This window comes from Methanomassiliicoccus sp., from assembly GCA_033485155.1.
In the GTDB taxonomy this organism is placed as follows: domain Archaea; phylum Thermoplasmatota; class Thermoplasmata; order Methanomassiliicoccales; family Methanomassiliicoccaceae; genus UBA6.
In genome coordinates this window covers 197,143-212,252 of the sequence record JAWQJJ010000004.1, presented here as the reverse complement: position 1 = coordinate 212,252, position 15,110 = coordinate 197,143, and the positions used below count along the sequence as shown (strand labels likewise).

Genomic DNA, 15,110 nt, shown 5'->3' with positions numbered 1-15,110 from the left:
TTTACCATGGAGACGGAACGCATAGTGATGACCTCGACATTCTATCCGCCCTACCACCTGGGCGGGGACGCGGTGCACGTCAGGTACCTGGCCGAGGAGCTTGTTCGCCGCGGGCACGAGGTCCATGTCATCCATAGCCGGGACGCCTACGCCCTCAAGGCCAAGGGGAAGGACCCGGCGCCCATCTCCTCGGACGTCGTGGTCCATCCGGTGAGCACCTCGCTCGGGGCAGGGTCCGCCCAGCTGACCTATATCAGCGGGCGGAACCGGGCCGCGGAGAGGGAGCTTCGGAAGGTTATCGGCGAGGTCCATCCCGCCTGGGTCCATCACCACAATATCTCCCTGCTCGGCCAGGGCGTGCTAGATATCGGCAGGCCTCAGCTGTTCACCGCCCACGACCACTGGCCGGTGTGCCCTCGCAGCGACCTGGCGTACCTCGGCCGGGATACCTGCGATCGCGACCGGTGCCTCACCTGCTCTCTGCGGACCGGCCGACCGCCCCAGCTGTGGCGGGGCAACGGGTTCAAAGGGAGGCTCATGAATATCGATAAGGTCATATCTCCCTCGGAATACATGGCCCGGTTCCTGCGGGAGCGCGCCGGGCTGGAGTCCGTGGTACTGCCGAACTTCGTCCCCCCGCCCGGGCCGGTGGACGGCAAGAACGCTCCTCCGCACTTCGTATTCGTGGGGGTGCTGGAGAGGCACAAGGGCCTGGACCTCCTGCTGCAGGGGTACGAGCGCAGCGGGGTGAAGGCCGAGCTGCACGTCCTGGGCAGCGGGAGCCTGGAGCCCGAGCTCAGGGCCGTCACCGAGCGCACCGGGGGCCGGGCCCGAGGCCTCGGATTCCTGTCCCGCAAGGAGGTTCTGGAGGAGGTCGCCTCGGCCATCGCCCTGGTCGCCCCCTCGGTTTGCCAGGAGAACTCCCCCCTGTCGTGCATCGAGGCGCTGTCGGTGGGCACCCCGCTGCTGGTCTCTCCCAACGGCGGCCTGCCGGACCTCGTGGCCGGGGGATGCGGCCTGACCGTGGAGACCACTCCCACCGCCATCGGGGAGGCCATGCGCCGAATGGAGGAGGACCGCGGGTTGCGAGAAGAGGCTTCGCGCAGGGCGCTGGAACGGTATGCCAGATATCACAGCCCGGATAGCTACCTGCACTCCTACCTGGAACTGGGGAGGAAGGCGGGATGACGGCCCTCCGCACCTCGTTCTCATTCTCTGCATCATCAGGCAGGAGGAACGGGCTAATAGAGGGACCTTGCATATCGACGGGAGTAGGAAAGGTGAGCGGCCTGCCCGGAGCGTTCGACGCGGACCCTAGCGCGAAGCACGTGAGAGGCTGCGGCCTCGCTGAACCGGTGACGGACGAAAGACGCATGGGGGACCATTGATGCTCAGGACGTGGAGGCTGGACCAGACCGTCGACCTGCAGTCCATGCAGGCGGAGTGGGAGGCGGTAAGGAAGAGTACTGGAGGTTCGATCTTCACCTCCTTCGACTGGGCCATCGAGTGGCTCCGTCACTTCGACAAGGTGGCATCGCCCCGTGTGGTGTTCGTGGAGGAGTACGGCCAGGTTATCGCCATCGCTCCCTTCGTGCTCACCGAGCAGAAGTCCATGGGCCTCAGGCTCAAGAAGCTGTCCCTCATCGGTAACGGCGCCGGGGTGGCCGAACTATACGAGCTCGGCCTGCTGGTCGACGAGAACCGCGAGGACGTCCTCGAGCGCATCGTGGAGGAGATGGATAAGATCGAGTGGAACGTCCTTCATCTCAACGAGATGAGCGATGGGGCGGTGGCTCAGAGTCTGTACCGCAAGGTCGCGGAACGCTGGGAGACCGATGAGCTCGTCCACACTCCCTGCCCGGTCATCGATATCCCTCCTGAGGGAGATGTCATGGAAGTGCTATCGTCCCGCACCAAGCGCTCGCTGCGCAAGATATCCAACGGGCTGGAGGCAGAGAGCCGCATCCGGTACCGCTGCGTGGACCTGCCGAAGGAAGCGGAGGAGGCGGTGTCGATGTACACCCTCCAGCACCTGGCCCGGTGGGAGGACAAGGGCGGCAGCATATTCTCCAGCGAGAACCTCTCCAGCTTCCTCAAGCAGGTCATGACCGCCACCGTGGCCGAGGGACGCGGCATGATCTACGAGGTATGGATCGACGGATCCCTGGCTTCACAGATGCTGTGCCTGGAGGACGGGGACATCATGCGCGCCTACCGGGTGGGTATGAGCAACAAGTTCTCAGAGTTCTCCCCTGGCAACCTCGTGTCATTATACGCACTCACCGAGGCGCAGAAGGCCGGCTTCACCAAGTTCGACTTCGGGGCCGGGCCAGAGGAGTACAAGTATCGCTTCGGGGCGAGGGACGTTCCCCTGCTGAGGATCCAAGCCAAGCGGGGGACCGTGCGGGCGATGTCCAAGATCACCTCCCTGCCCGTGGTCAAGCAGCTTGTGGACCGGTCAGGAGTGAAGGACCAGGCACTCAAGGCAATGCACGAGTGAGGTCATCCACGCCGTACCTCAACTGGACCAGGCCGTCGGAGAAGGTCTCGCAGCTCACGAGGCGGAGCGGTCGCTCCGGGCCCCGTCCGAAGAGGGGGATGCCCTCTCCCAGGAGGCGGGGCACTACCGTGATGATCACCCGGTCGACCTCCCCGGCCGCCAGGAAGCTCTGCGCCAGCCGGGCCCCTCCCACCAGCCAGATGTCCTTCCCCGGGGCGGAGCGAAGCTCGCTGGCGAAGGTCTTGACGGCGCCGCTGACGAACCTCACGTTCGCATCCTGCCCCCGACGGCGGGAGGTGAAGACATAGCCTTCCATTCCTCGGTAGGGGTAGGGGCCGAAGGTCAGCAGCTGCTCATAGGTCGTCCGGCCCATGACCACGGTGTCCACGGTGCTTAGGAATTGCGCGTAACCGTGGTCTTCAGGTCCTTCGGTCGGCAACCAGTCGACGCTGCCGTCCCGCCGGGCGACGTGGCCGTCCAGGCTGACCGCGAGGTACAACACCACGTGGCGGTCGTTCTCGCTCATCGCACCCACGTGCGAGCTGCTCGCCCTTGACCTTTTCTAGAAGGCATCGGCCGCGGCGTGGACCTCGATCCCCTTGGCGGTGATGGCGTACGGCTTCACCCGTCTCGAGTGGGCGATGCGGCGCATCTTCATCACCCGGACCGTCAGCTGGACCTCCCCGCGCTCCTTGTTCTCCTCGTACCGCAAGGCGATGACACCATCCACCGCGTACTCCACCAGACCGTCGCGGGAGGCGTTGGGGTTGCTATCGTTGACCTCGGCGGTCATGAGGCATGTCGCACCGGTTTTTTTGATCATCTGGATAAGGTTGAACAGGTTCGAACGCTTCTCGTGGTCGGCGTCGAAGAGGAGGTTGAGAAGGGACACTGAATCGAGCACGATGCGCGACGCCCCGAAGCTCTTGATGAAGTCCGGGAGCTCGCTCCGGATGCGGGTGATGGTCGTCTTCGCGTCGGTCGGCTCCAGCTTGACGATGGCCAGGCTCTTCTGGTCGATGAACGGCGCGAGGTCCCACCCGAACGAGCGGGCAGCGGACAGGATCGACTCCTGGTCCTCCTCCAGACTTATGAATATGCCCTTCTCTCCCTGCTTCAAACCCTGCTGGATGAACTGCAGCCCGAAGGTGGTCTTACCCGTACCGAAGGAGCCCATGATCGCAACCGCCTGCGACTTGGGGAGGCCGCCTTCCAGCATCTCATCGAGCCCGTCAATTCCCGTCTTCACGCGATCCATTTCCACCATCATCCTATCCTTTCTGTGTCGATGACCACCAGCCCGCTCTGTGCCGTCACCACGGTCGCGAACCTGGCGATCCTTTCCTTGTCCAGGTGAGGCAGCAGCGAGATGAACTTCTCCACGTACATGTACCGCTGGCGCTTGGACGAGTTCAGGTATCGGCTCCACTCGAACACCAGGGAGCCGTCCACGCTGTCCATGAGCATGCGCTGTTTCTTCTCGTCCAGCACGTTGTTGGTGAGGACCAGGTAGATGATGCCCCCCCACCGCTTGGCCACCCGCTGCATGCCCCGCATCACCGCCACCAGGTCGGTGATCTCGATGTTGGCGCTGACCACCAGATCGGTCAGGGAGTCAATGACGATCATCGATCCCGGGGCCTTCTCCTCGAGGTAGTTGACCAGGCCCTCCAATACGCTCTCGTTCGAGCTGTCGGAGGAGAATATGGAGGTCGTCTCCCCCGTCCAGGACCGGGGCACCATGGTCTTGCGGAAGTACGCCGGCGAGAAGTCGCGGAACTGCACCACCCGCTCGAAGGCCGCGTAGAAGTCGGCGTTGAACGCCGTCTCCAGCTCCTGCAGGACCTCGTCCTTGGAACGGGAGAAAGTGATGTAGCATATCTGATCCGGCAGGCGGGATTCCTTTCCCGCTCCCAGCAGGAACGCTGCTGACTGAGGAGTCTCCTTGACCATGGCAAGCTTGGCTGCGGAGGTCAGGGCGAACTCGGTCTGCCCGGCGCCCAGGTCGCCCACTAAAAGAATGACCGAGCCAGCGGGGAACCCGCCCTTGATGATCGAGTCAAAATCGGCCACTCCCGTAGGTATCGTCTTCGCTGGCTCTCGCATCCCATTCACCTGACTCACGGAGTATCAGGCGCTTGCATAAAGAAAGTTTGCTCCTAAGATGGCCTCGGCATGGCCGTGATGCCGATCGAATCATAGCACAGGACGGCCGGCGACCTGGGGCCCAAAGCCCTAGACACCCTGCGGCGGACCTCCAGGTACATCTCCTCAGGGACGATGACGACCGCCGACAACCCATGGTCCAGCGTTTCCTCGTAGACCCTGATGCGCTCCGGCCGGAAGGAGGACACCTCCGACTCCACGTACTCGAAACCTATCACTTTGCGACCCTCGCTGATGGTCAGCACCCCCCAGTCATCGTTGATGATGGCCCATTCGATGTCCAGCTCCGGGTTGCTGGCCGACAGCATGGCGATGCGGCTCAGGATGACGCTCTCCAGCCGGTCGGTGGTCATGATACTAGCTGAACACTTATGCGATATGAAGGTTGGCAACATACCCCCGGCCATTAAAGATGCAGGCGGTACGATCATCGAAGGTGAATCGATGTCCGTATTGAAGCGCGGGCCGAGACCATGTGGGGCGGCCGATGTCGGGGTCATCATCGAGACCTCATCTTCGTCCTCAGCGGGGTCGCCGCCGGCCTCTCCTTATCTCGAGGGTTCTCTCGTAGGGCGACCTCAGGATACTGGTCAGGGCATACAACTGCGAGACCTTGCTCACCTTCCTGTTTATCTTCCGGCAGTCCCGATAGAGCGGGATTTCTGTTCACGAAACCTACTGGCTTGAGCCTGTTTTGAACCACTTACGGTTCACCGCCCCCGATAGAGAGTTGTTGAAGAAGTAAACCAAACCTCTTACTCTCTTTTTTTATGTTTGCTACAAGAGGGACGCTCTTTATCCCCATAACTCATTAACTGGCGATGGTCGGGGAGTGTTAGATCAATGCCGATCAAGATAATTAAGCAAGGGAACGACCTGTACACGGCAGAGGTGACTCTCCCGGAGGGGACCTGGAAATCGCCTCACCCCATGCCGAGCTCCGCATTGTACCGTAAGCTGTTTCGCATGGGGTATGACGCCGCACCCGATGTGTACGGTTATGTCGCAGAAATAACTCGACCGTTCTTGCAAGAGGCATTGGCAGGAGAGCGAGAGGTCCCGGAGCAAGAACCATTATTCACCGAGGCGTGGTTGACTGACGCCCTCTATTACTATGATAGGATGCTCCCGCTACGGGATGTCCTCGAGTCGGCTGATGCCCTCGAACATGCCATCCCCGATTACGACGAGATCTCATGGGCCTTCCTGCGTCTCAGGCGGCGTGGTTGGTTGGCGATAGATGGAGAAATGTATGGCCTGACGCCCGAGGGCCGTCGTGCCGTTAAAAAAATAGCGGACCGATGGGAAAAATTGTCTTGGTTGCTGGATCGGGTGGGTAACTCTAGTATGCTAGATCGGGTGAACAAACTTGAGAAGTGGTTCTCAAAAAATGCTCCACCAAGCGACGAATGAACGCTTAGATTATGGCTGAGTCCGACAACAGAGAATGGTTAGCTCTAGGAAGTAATCACAGGTGATTTTGATTCTTTTTAATTATAACAAACTTTATAATGAAAAATTGCCCATAATTCTTCGATAAATATGTTGGTGGGCATCGAAGCTGGAATCATAATCATCATTATCGGCATATTCGTCGCGTTATCTGGTTTAATGCAACGCGGCAATTATGCCAAGCGCAAGCTGATGGGTGTGGAACTAATCGGCACTGGGATATTCGCTATCGTTCTGGTGTCGCTAGTTTAGACGATAGCGGGTGATCAACGAAGAAATATTGTTCTTCATGTTCATCGAATGCGATCTAATATTCACATATGCTAGATTGTATCCAATCGGTCGAATATTGCGAAATCTAGCTAATACCGAATAATATGTCAGTTGGCATGATGGGAAGTATTTTGCTCTTTTAATAATCGGATAATGATGCGAGCGCGTTCTTCAACCATTTTTCATGTTTCTTACCAAACAGGGCCATGAACTGGAGAGGACGGACCGGGCGATCAGCCTAGCCGGGAGGCGATCATGCGCAGCGCATGCTCGGCCGCGGCGGCCTTGACCGCCTTGCGGTCGCCTTCGAAGACCACGCGTTCGGCGCGCACCTCCCCGCGGACGTCCAGGGCGAAGTACACGAGGCCCACGGGCTTGGTGGGCGTGGCCCCGCCGGGACCGGCGATGCCGGTTACCGAAAGGGCGACATCGGCGCCGGTGGCCCTTCGCGCCCCGGCCGCCATCTCCATCGCCACCTCCTCGCTCACCGCCCCGTGCGCGGCGAGCGTTTCCTCGCTAACCCCGAGCAGCCTGACCTTGGACCGGTTGTCATAGGTAACGAGGGAGGCCAGGAAGTACTCCGAGGATCCCGGGACGTCGGTCACCAGGGAAGCGATGAGTCCGCCGGTGCACGATTCGGCCAGGGCCAGGGTGAGGTTGTTCGTTCTCAGCGCCTCTCCCGCCCGAGCCTCCGGCCTCATATGGTGGCCTCGGGGGAGTGGTCCCGCATGATGTCCTGCAGGCGCTCGTCCCCTTTGACCTCGTGAATCGTCTCGGCCACTCCCCGGGGCACGAGCTCTTCCCACTGGCCGTTCTGCACTATGCGGCGACGGACCTCGGTGCCGGAGTAGATCTCGCGGTTGAACATCGGGGCGTTCCTGACCTTGAAGCCGGCCTCGATGAACAGCCTGCGGGTGAGCGGGTTGTTGGTGTATACGGCATCGAACGGCGGCACCAGGGAAGCAACATGGGCGACCCAGATGGAGTAGCGGTTGATGTCCATGATGGGCACCAGAAAGAAGTTGTCCAGTCCCTCGTCGTGGAACGCCCTTGACATCATGAGGTGTCTCTCTCCGGCGGTGAAGGGATTCTCGAAGGTATGAGAGAGCTGCGCGCTCCCTATGCCCACGATCAGCCGGTCGCACTCCTTGGCGATTGACTTGACCACTTCCAGGTGACCATTGTGGAACGGCTGGAACCTGCCGATCAGGAGCGCGCTTTCCTCTCTCTTCCTCATTTTCGACCTCGGAGCGGAGAGGCAACCCTAGCTAATCAAAATTACGCACTGGGAAAAATAGGAAGGAGGAAGGGGTTTACTGCGGGGCGATGGTCGTCCGGCCGGCGGGATAGACCGACGGCTTTCCATTGCCCTTCTCCACCAGGGCCGAGAGCTTCCGGAGGAGGCTCTCCTTCTTGGTGCCGCCCACGAGGGCCTTCTCCAGCACCTCGCCCAGGGTCTCCACCGGCACGACCTCGATCTTGCCGATGTAGCGCTCCTCGAGCACCACGTCGTTCATGTTGGCCTTGGGGATGAGGACCTTCTTTAGCCCGGCCTCGCAGGCCGCCTCGATCTTAGCGGTGACCCCGCCGACCGGAAGCACCTGGCCGCGCACGGACAGCGAGCCGGTCATGGCCAGAGTCTGGTCCACGGGGACCTCCTCGAATGCGGAGATGACCGCCGTAGCCACGCTGATGGATGCGGAGTCGCCCTCCACGCCCTCGTAGGTGCCGATGAACTGCACGTGCACATCGTGGTTGGAGATATCCTCCCCGGTGTACTTCTTGACCAGCGCGGAGACGTTCTGGACCGCTTCCTTGGCGATCTCCCCGAGCTTGCCGGTGGCGATGATGCGGCCGCCCGACTTGGTCTGCGCCGGCGTCACCTCGGCCACGATCGGCAGCACGATGCCGGAGTACTCGGACATGGAACTCTCGGTGTTGAGCGCGGCCAGCCCGTTGACCACTCCGACCTCGTCGCCCTCGGTCATGAAAGTCTTGTACTCCTTGCGGGACTCCAGGTACCGGTCGGCGATCTGCTGCTCCAGGCTGCGGGCGATGCGCTTGGCCTCGACCACCATCTCGGCGGTGACCAGGGGGCGCTGCTTTTCCCTAGCGATGTCCCCGGCGACCCTGACCAGGCCGCCCAGCTCCCTGAGCCTGAGGGTCAGCCGTCCGTGACGGCCACCCCGCCTCTGGGCCTCCTTGATGATCTCCCCCACGGCCTTGCGGTCGAAATGGGGGATCTTCTTGTCCCTGGAGACTTCCTGGGCCACGAAGCGGATGAGCTTCATGCGGTTCTCGTTGGTATCGGGCATGGTGGAACGCATGAACACCTCATAGCCGTAGCCGCGGATACGCGACCTCAGCGCAGGGTGCATTCCCTGGATGGCGTCAAGGTTACCGGCGCACACCAGGATGAAGTCGCAGGGCACGGCCTCGGACTTCACCATCGCCCCGGATGACCTTTCGCTCTGCCCGGTGATGGAGAACTTGCCCTCCTGCAGGGCGGTCAGCAGGCTCTGCTGGCTTTCGACCCTGAGCATGTTGATCTCATCGATGAACAGCACGCCCTTGGACGCCTTGTGGATGGCGCCGACCTCCAGCCTCTCGTGGGCCGGGGTCTCCAGGCCTCCGCTTTGGAACGGGTCGTGCTTGACATCGCCCAGCAGAGCGCCGGCGTGGGCCCCGGTGGCGTCGATGAAGGGCGGCTGGTCCCCGTCCTCATGAGTCACCAGGAGCTTGGGCACCAGATAGTTTTCCTGCTTGGTGCCGGAGTAACGGGTGGCGAAGAACAGTATCGCGACCACTATGAAGCCGAGCAGGAGGATATTGAGGTCCTGATCCACCGTTAAGAACAAGGCGAAGGTCACCAGCAGCACCATGAATATCATGAACGTGATCATGGTGCCCTTCTGCTGCTTCTTGACCATGGCCTCCTTCTTCTGGGCGGTCACGATCTCCTTGCCTTTGCCAGCCGGTACGATCCGGATCTTGGGCTCGTTGGGGTCCTCCGCATTGTGATAAGCTATGACGTCCTGTAGCTCACCCTTGGGCAGGTACTCGGTCATGGACTTGGCCAGCATGGACTTGCCGGTACCAGGTTCGCCGATGAGCATGACGTGGCGCTTCTGCTCGGCGGCCTTCTTGATGACCTCCACAGCTGCGTCCTGACCGATGACCTGATCGGCTAGCTTATCAGGTATCTTTATGTCCGCGGTGGTCTGAAAACTCTGACTCTCGATCCATTCATCGACATCAAGAACAGACTCCGCAGCAGATGAGTTATTACTCATGATACACCTGCACTTATCTCTATTTTTATACCATAAACGTGCCACTAGTTAAGTGTTTCCCCAACTGTGAAATTTCTGGTATTGAGCCAGCACACGTAATGCGAAAGATGCTAACTCCACGTACAATCGGGTGAGGGCGCGAACGGGTCATTTCCCTATCGGCCGTTTCCGGACGCGTGTTCACCGGCGAGCTCCATGCCGGCGGGCACGTGCGCCCGGTGGAAATCTCTAAATTCCATCATCCTTTAGCGAGAGCTAAGGTACTTTCATGAAGGTCTGCGAGCTCGATCTGCCCGAGGGAGTGGCCGAGGTGCTCAGGGAAGAGGGCATCGTCGAGCTGTATCCCCCGCAGTCCAAGGCCGCCCCGCTGGCCCTCGGCGGCCGCAACCTCATGCTGGCCATCCCCACAGCCTCGGGCAAGAGCCTCATCGCATACCTCGCGGCTCTCAAGCATGTACTGGAGCGCCGAGGCAAGGTGCTGTACATCGTGCCCCTGCGGGCGCTGGCGACCGAGAAGTACGAGGACCTGAAGCGGTTCGAAAAACTCGGGGTCAAGGTCGACATGTCCTCGGGGGACCTGGACTCCCCGGACCCCCAGCTGGAGAACTTCGATATCATTGTGGCGACCTCGGAAAAGGCTGACTCCCTGCTGCGGCACCAGGGCCACTGGCTGGGCCATATCTCGCTGGTGGTGGCGGACGAGGTCCACCTGCTCCACGATCCCGGCCGGGGTCCGACCCTCGAGGTGACCCTGGCCAAGTTCCGCAAGTTCAACCCCGAGCTGCAGATCATCGCCCTCTCGGCGACCATCAAGAACTCCAAGGAGGTCGCCGACTGGCTGAACGCCGAGCACGTGGCCTCGACCTGGCGGCCGACACCCCTGAAAGAAGGGGTCTACCTCGACGGCATGGTGTACTTCACCGACAATTCCAAGCGGGCCATCCCCAACGAGAAGGACCCGATATGGGGACTGGTTAAGGATTCCATCCTGGAGGGCGGGCAGTGCCTGGTGTTCGTCAACACCCGCAAGTCCACCGAGACCCTGGCCACCAAACTGGCCCCCCTGATGAAGGAGGTCATGCCCGAGGGCGCGGTCGAAGGGGCCGACCTGCTCATCGACGACCAGGGCGAGCCGACCACTGTGGGAAAGCGCCTGAGCGCCTGCGTTAAGCGGGGGGTCGCCTTCCACAACGCCGGGCTGAGCAATGAGCAGCGCAGGTTCGTGGAGAACAACTTCAAGAGCGGCAGGATCAAGTGCATCGTGGCGACGCCGACGCTAGCCGCGGGGATCAACCTGCCCGCCAGAAGGGTGGTCATCCGCGACGTGCATCGCTACGAGAACGGCGGCAACGTCTCCATCCCGGTGCTGGAGATCAAGCAGATGTGCGGCCGCGCCGGCCGTCCCAGGTACGATCCGTACGGGGAGGCCATCCTCCTGGCCAAAGAAGAGGAGGAGAAGTACTTCCTGATGGACAACTACCTGCTCAGCGAGCCGGAGGAGATCTACTCCAAGCTGGGCAGCGAGCCTGTGCTGCGCTCTCACGTTTTAGCGACCATCGCCACGGGGACGGCGTCCTCGCGGGACTCGCTCATGGACTTCATGAACTCGACCTTCTTCGCCCACCAGACCACCATGGTCGGCCTGGAGGATGCCACCGACAACGTGCTCGAGTTCCTTGAGCAGGAGGGCATGGTCCGGACCGAGGAGCATCGCATCCAGGCGACCTTCTTCGGCCGCCGGGTGTCGGACCTGTACATCGACCCTCTCACGGCGGTGAAGCTGCGCGACGCGCTGCGGGAGTATAAGCCGGGGTCCTCATACTTCGGCCTGCTGCATGCCGTGTGCTCGTCCCCGGATATGATGACCATGTACCTCAAGCGGTCCGACTATCAGTGGGTCGAGCAGGTGCTGGTCACAAGGGAGGAGGACCTTCTGCTGAAGCCGCCCGAGGACCTCGACCAGTACGAGTTCTACCTCGCCGAGCTGAAGACCGCCTGCTCGCTCGATGACTGGGTGCAGGAGATGGAGGAGGACGACCTGCTGAAGAAGTACGGTCTGGGGCCGGGGGACCTGCGCAACAAGGTCGATGTCGGAGAATGGCTGGTGTACTCCATGAGGGAGCTGGCGAACATCTTCAACAAGGATGCATACCCCGGCCTCACCGAGCTCATGATTCGCATCCGGTATGGGGTGAGACCGGACCTCCTCGACCTCGTGCGGCTCAGGGGGGTGGGGAGAGCCCGCGCCCGCTCCATGCACAACCACGGCGTTAGGAACGTGGAGCAGCTGCGCCAGGTCGACCTCGTCAAGCTGGCCCGCATCCCCAAGATCGGAGACTCCCTGGCCAAGAACCTGAAAGATCAGGTGAGCTCGGCCAAGTTCACCCCCAAGAGCGAGCGGCCGGCGGAGGACCAGGCGGTCGAGGTCGGCCGGGGGTCCACCAAGGACGAGCCCCGCGAAAAAAAGCAGAAGAGCCTTTTTGACTTCTAGCCATGCTAGGGGGCCAGGCCAGAAGTCTTCGGCTCCCTAGGGGTTTTTCCTCAGGCAAGGACGACCGTCGGTTGCCCCCGGATGACCTCCACGAACACCGATATTCCATAAACATCCTCGATGGCCTCGGGGGTGAGGACCTCCACGCCTCCGGCGGCATAGATGCGACCTCCCCGCAGCAGGATGAAACGGTCCGAGTAGCGGATGGCCAGGTTGAGGTCGTGCATGGTCATGATGGCCGAGATACCGTTCATCTTGACCATATCCCGGACCGAGGACATTATCCGGCACTGGTTGGATAGATCCAGGTTGCTGGTGGGCTCATCCAGGAGGAGCACCTTGGGCTCTTGTACCAGCGCTCGGGCTATCTGCACCTTCTGGAACTCCCCTCCGCTAATCTCCTGCACGTAGCTCATCGCTATCGGAGTGAGGCCCAGCAGGTCGATCATCTTTCCGGCCAGCTGCACGTCCTTCTTGGAGATGTCCCAGCGGATGTGAGGCTTCCGCCCCAGCAGCACCGATTCGAAGACCGTCACTCTGCCGGAGTCTCCCCTTTGCGCGACGTAGCCGATCCTCTTGGCCACGTCCAGTTTAGACATCCGACCCAGGTCCTCCTCGTCCACCAGGACCGTCCCGTCCTTGGCCTTGAGGATACCGTTCATGCACTTGAGCAAGGTGGTCTTGCCCACACCGTTGGGCCCTAAGATGGACACCACCTCGGCTTTGCCCGCAGAAAAGGTCACGTTGTCAAGGACCGGCACGCTCCGGTACTTGAATCCCACTCCATCGACGTCCAGCATCATTTTCTATACCCCTTGACCAGAAGATAGATGAACAATGGACCGCCCAGGAACGCGGTTATGACTCCCACAGGGATGACCAGGGGAGAGATAACCGTCCGGGCCACAGTGTCCGAGCCCATGAGCAGTATCGCTCCAACCAGCGCCGAGCCGGGGATCAGGAAGCGGTGGTCCCCACCGATGATCCTCCGAGTCATATGCGGCGCCACCAGTCCGATAAACCCGATTATGCCCATGAAGGACACCACCACCGCCGCGAGCAGCGAGGACAGGAGCATACCCACCATCCTCATGCGCTTGGTGTTGACCCCCAGGCCGTTGGCGGTCTCCTCCCCGGCATCCATGGCGTTGTAGCTCCAGCGGTTGTAGATGAAGTAAAGGAGCAATGGCACCAGCACCGCGGCCAGGATCCCACACTGCTCCCAGGTCATCCTTCCCAGATCTCCAAAGGTCCAGTACACCATGGTGGACAGCTGTACGCTGTCGGCGAAGAACTGCAGGGCAGTTATGCCCGCTTGGAAGATGGCGGCGATCGCCACCCCCGCCAGGATCATGGCCTCGGGGGAGACCCTGGTCAATGCCGAGAGTGCCATTATCAATAACGTCCCCACGATAGCCCAAACGAAGGCCATCATCGTGACCACGTAAGGGTTGTTGATCATCACCGCGGTGGTGGTGCTGGCCATGGTGGACCCGGCCCCCAGGAATATTATGGCAAAGGCCGCCCCAAAGGCCGCCGACTGGGATAGCCCCAACGTATATGGGGAGGCCAGAGGGTTCCGGAGAACGCACTGCATCACCGTGCCCGCCAGGGCCAGGGAGGCCCCCGCCAACATGCCGGCGATTATTCGCGGCATGCGGATGTTCCAGATGATATTGTAGTAGGTGCCTTCATGGCCCAGCAGGGCGTTAATCACATCACCCAAGGGCATGGAGAAGGTGCCTACGGTGATGGAGACCATCATCAGCAGGAGGAGGATGATAATGCACGATCCCAGGAACACGAACTTCCGGGCGGTGCTGTGCAGGTACATCCTGGCAGTCTCGTTCCCTCCGTCCTGGGCGCTCCCAGGCTCCGCAAGGGGTTTTTTCAGAGGGAACATTCAGGCACCGGCTTCCTCATCACGGTGATGTCCGACATGCTGTCCATGGGCCACCTGCGCACCACCTGGAGGCCCGCCTCCACGAGCTTAGAGTTGAACTCATCTATGGACAGGGTGGTCGGTCCGGAGAACCTCCGGCGTGGCCGGCGGTCGCCGTCGGGGCTGACAAAGTTCCAGCCCAGGTTCATGAGCGCATCGTTCCTGGCCTCCTCGGTGAACTGACGCACCACCAGCCATCCCCGGGGGGCCAGAGCGGCCTCCAGGAGGGGGACCATGGCCGCCTCCGAACCGCTGGGGTTGAAGGATGAGAAGATCAGGTCGTACCCGGAACCGATGTCGTCCTGGGTGAAGTCCCCGGCCATGACATGGACCTTGTCGGCACGGTAGTGCGCTATGTTCTCCTCGGCCACCGGGACCATGCCCGGAAGGTCGAATACATATATGTCCATCTCGGGGTTCCGGGCGGAGAAAGCGATCGAATACAGCCCGTGTCCGCCGCCTAGGTCCAGCATCTTCCTCACCGATCGGAGGTCGACGACCTCGGAGACCTCAGAGGACACTTTCTGCACGCTTCCGCAGAGGGCTGTCGCCGCAATGCTCTGGATCCACCGACGGTCGAAGAGGCTCGACCGGTCAACGGTCCGGGGCCCGTCTCGGAGGACAACGCTCAGGTCGTGCCAACCGTCGATCTCCCGCAGAGACCTCTCGAACGAGCCTCTCAGGCTGGTGGGGGATGAACTCATCAGATAGGCGGCCGATATTGGGGAGCTCATGTACTCCTGGCCCATCTTTACGAGAAGGTCGTCGGACAACAGCGCCTCCAAGAACATACGGGTCATGGAGGGATCGGTGCCCATTTCCTGGGAGAGCGCTTCCACGCTCTTAGCGTTGGCCAGGCGATCAAAAACGTCCAGTTCTAGGGCCTGACGGAGGAGATAGGCCCTCCGCATCCCGTTGAAGGCGGTCTCGATCCGTTCCAGCATCGGCCCGGCATCCGGCCGGGGAGGTTCAAGAATGTCAAGGGGAGTCATA

Annotated in this window: 15 protein-coding genes; 5 read left to right on the top strand and 10 right to left on the bottom strand. The window is 61.2% G+C overall.

Annotated features, from left to right (window positions below; genetic code table 11):
* Nucleotides 1-6: 6 nt before the first annotated feature.
* From SA339_08085 to SA339_08075, 3 genes are read left to right on the top strand one after another with little or no spacing between them, the layout of a single operon-like run.
* On the top strand, nt 7-1,188 hold the full coding sequence (locus SA339_08085) for a glycosyltransferase (GenBank protein ID MDW5563171.1): 1,182 nt from the start codon (nt 7-9) through the stop codon (nt 1,186-1,188).
* The gene (locus SA339_08080; protein MDW5563170.1) at nt 1,185-1,388 is read left to right on the top strand and encodes a hypothetical protein; all 204 of its coding nucleotides are present in this window, start codon (nt 1,185-1,187) and stop codon (nt 1,386-1,388) included. The genes SA339_08085 and SA339_08080 overlap by 4 nt, the downstream gene beginning before the upstream one ends.
* The gene (locus SA339_08075) at nt 1,388-2,500 is read left to right on the top strand and encodes a GNAT family N-acetyltransferase (protein MDW5563169.1); all 1,113 of its coding nucleotides are present in this window, start codon (nt 1,388-1,390) and stop codon (nt 2,498-2,500) included. Before SA339_08080 ends, SA339_08075 begins: the two co-directional genes overlap by 1 nt.
* On the opposite strand, the gene SA339_08070 is transcribed toward SA339_08075, so the two are convergent.
* Genes SA339_08070 through SA339_08055 form a run of 4 tightly spaced genes read right to left on the bottom strand, consistent with a single transcriptional unit; the run spans nt 2,481 to nt 5,019 of the window.
* Nucleotides 2,481-3,026 carry a dihydrofolate reductase family protein gene (locus tag SA339_08070; GenBank protein MDW5563168.1) on the bottom strand — a complete coding sequence of 182 codons (546 nt, stop codon included), beginning with the start codon at nt 3,024-3,026 and terminating at the stop codon, nt 2,481-2,483. The genes SA339_08075 and SA339_08070 overlap by 20 nt on opposite strands.
* A gap of 36 nt (nt 3,027-3,062) precedes the next feature.
* Nucleotides 3,063-3,758, bottom strand: a complete 696-nt coding sequence (locus SA339_08065) for a KaiC domain-containing protein (protein ID MDW5563167.1) — start codon at nt 3,756-3,758, stop codon at nt 3,063-3,065.
* 8 nt (nt 3,759-3,766) lie between these two features.
* Nucleotides 3,767-4,606 (bottom strand): ATPase domain-containing protein, encoded by an 840-nt coding sequence (locus SA339_08060; protein ID MDW5563166.1) that lies wholly within the window; start codon nt 4,604-4,606, stop codon nt 3,767-3,769.
* A 53-nt stretch (nt 4,607-4,659) separates the two neighbouring features.
* Nucleotides 4,660-5,019 carry a hypothetical protein gene (locus SA339_08055; GenBank protein ID MDW5563165.1) on the bottom strand — a complete coding sequence of 120 codons (360 nt, stop codon included), beginning with the start codon at nt 5,017-5,019 and terminating at the stop codon, nt 4,660-4,662.
* A 490-nt stretch (nt 5,020-5,509) separates the two neighbouring features.
* Here SA339_08055 and SA339_08050 point away from each other — a divergent pair, with 490 nt between their 5' ends.
* Nucleotides 5,510-6,079 (top strand): hypothetical protein, encoded by a 570-nt coding sequence (locus tag SA339_08050; protein ID MDW5563164.1) that lies wholly within the window; start codon nt 5,510-5,512, stop codon nt 6,077-6,079.
* 545 nt (nt 6,080-6,624) lie between these two features.
* Here SA339_08050 and SA339_08045 read toward each other — a convergent pair.
* From SA339_08045 to lonB, 3 genes are all read right to left on the bottom strand, one after another.
* Nucleotides 6,625-7,092, bottom strand: coding sequence for a CinA family protein (locus tag SA339_08045; protein ID MDW5563163.1), 468 nt, complete (start codon nt 7,090-7,092; stop codon nt 6,625-6,627).
* Nucleotides 7,089-7,628 (bottom strand): nicotinamide-nucleotide adenylyltransferase, encoded by a 540-nt coding sequence (locus SA339_08040; GenBank protein ID MDW5563162.1) that lies wholly within the window; start codon nt 7,626-7,628, stop codon nt 7,089-7,091. The genes SA339_08045 and SA339_08040 overlap by 4 nt, the downstream gene beginning before the upstream one ends.
* A gap of 76 nt (nt 7,629-7,704) precedes the next feature.
* The gene (lonB, locus tag SA339_08035; protein MDW5563161.1) at nt 7,705-9,684 is read right to left on the bottom strand and encodes an ATP-dependent protease LonB; all 1,980 of its coding nucleotides are present in this window, start codon (nt 9,682-9,684) and stop codon (nt 7,705-7,707) included.
* Between the two features lie 268 nt (nt 9,685-9,952).
* On the opposite strand from lonB, the gene SA339_08030 reads away from it, so the two are divergent.
* The gene (locus SA339_08030) at nt 9,953-12,175 is read left to right on the top strand and encodes a DEAD/DEAH box helicase (protein MDW5563160.1); all 2,223 of its coding nucleotides are present in this window, start codon (nt 9,953-9,955) and stop codon (nt 12,173-12,175) included.
* 50 nt (nt 12,176-12,225) lie between these two features.
* On the opposite strand, the gene SA339_08025 is transcribed toward SA339_08030, so the two are convergent.
* Genes SA339_08025 through SA339_08015 form a run of 3 tightly spaced genes read right to left on the bottom strand, consistent with a single transcriptional unit; the run spans nt 12,226 to nt 15,109 of the window.
* A complete protein-coding gene (locus tag SA339_08025; protein MDW5563159.1) occupies nt 12,226-12,978 on the bottom strand; it encodes an ABC transporter ATP-binding protein in 753 nt (250 codons plus the stop codon).
* Nucleotides 12,975-14,078, bottom strand: coding sequence for an iron ABC transporter permease (locus tag SA339_08020; protein MDW5563158.1), 1,104 nt, complete (start codon nt 14,076-14,078; stop codon nt 12,975-12,977). Before SA339_08020 ends, SA339_08025 begins: the two co-directional genes overlap by 4 nt.
* The gene (locus SA339_08015) at nt 14,066-15,109 is read right to left on the bottom strand and encodes a class I SAM-dependent methyltransferase (GenBank protein MDW5563157.1); all 1,044 of its coding nucleotides are present in this window, start codon (nt 15,107-15,109) and stop codon (nt 14,066-14,068) included. Before SA339_08015 ends, SA339_08020 begins: the two co-directional genes overlap by 13 nt.
* Nucleotide 15,110: the final 1 nt, after the last annotated feature.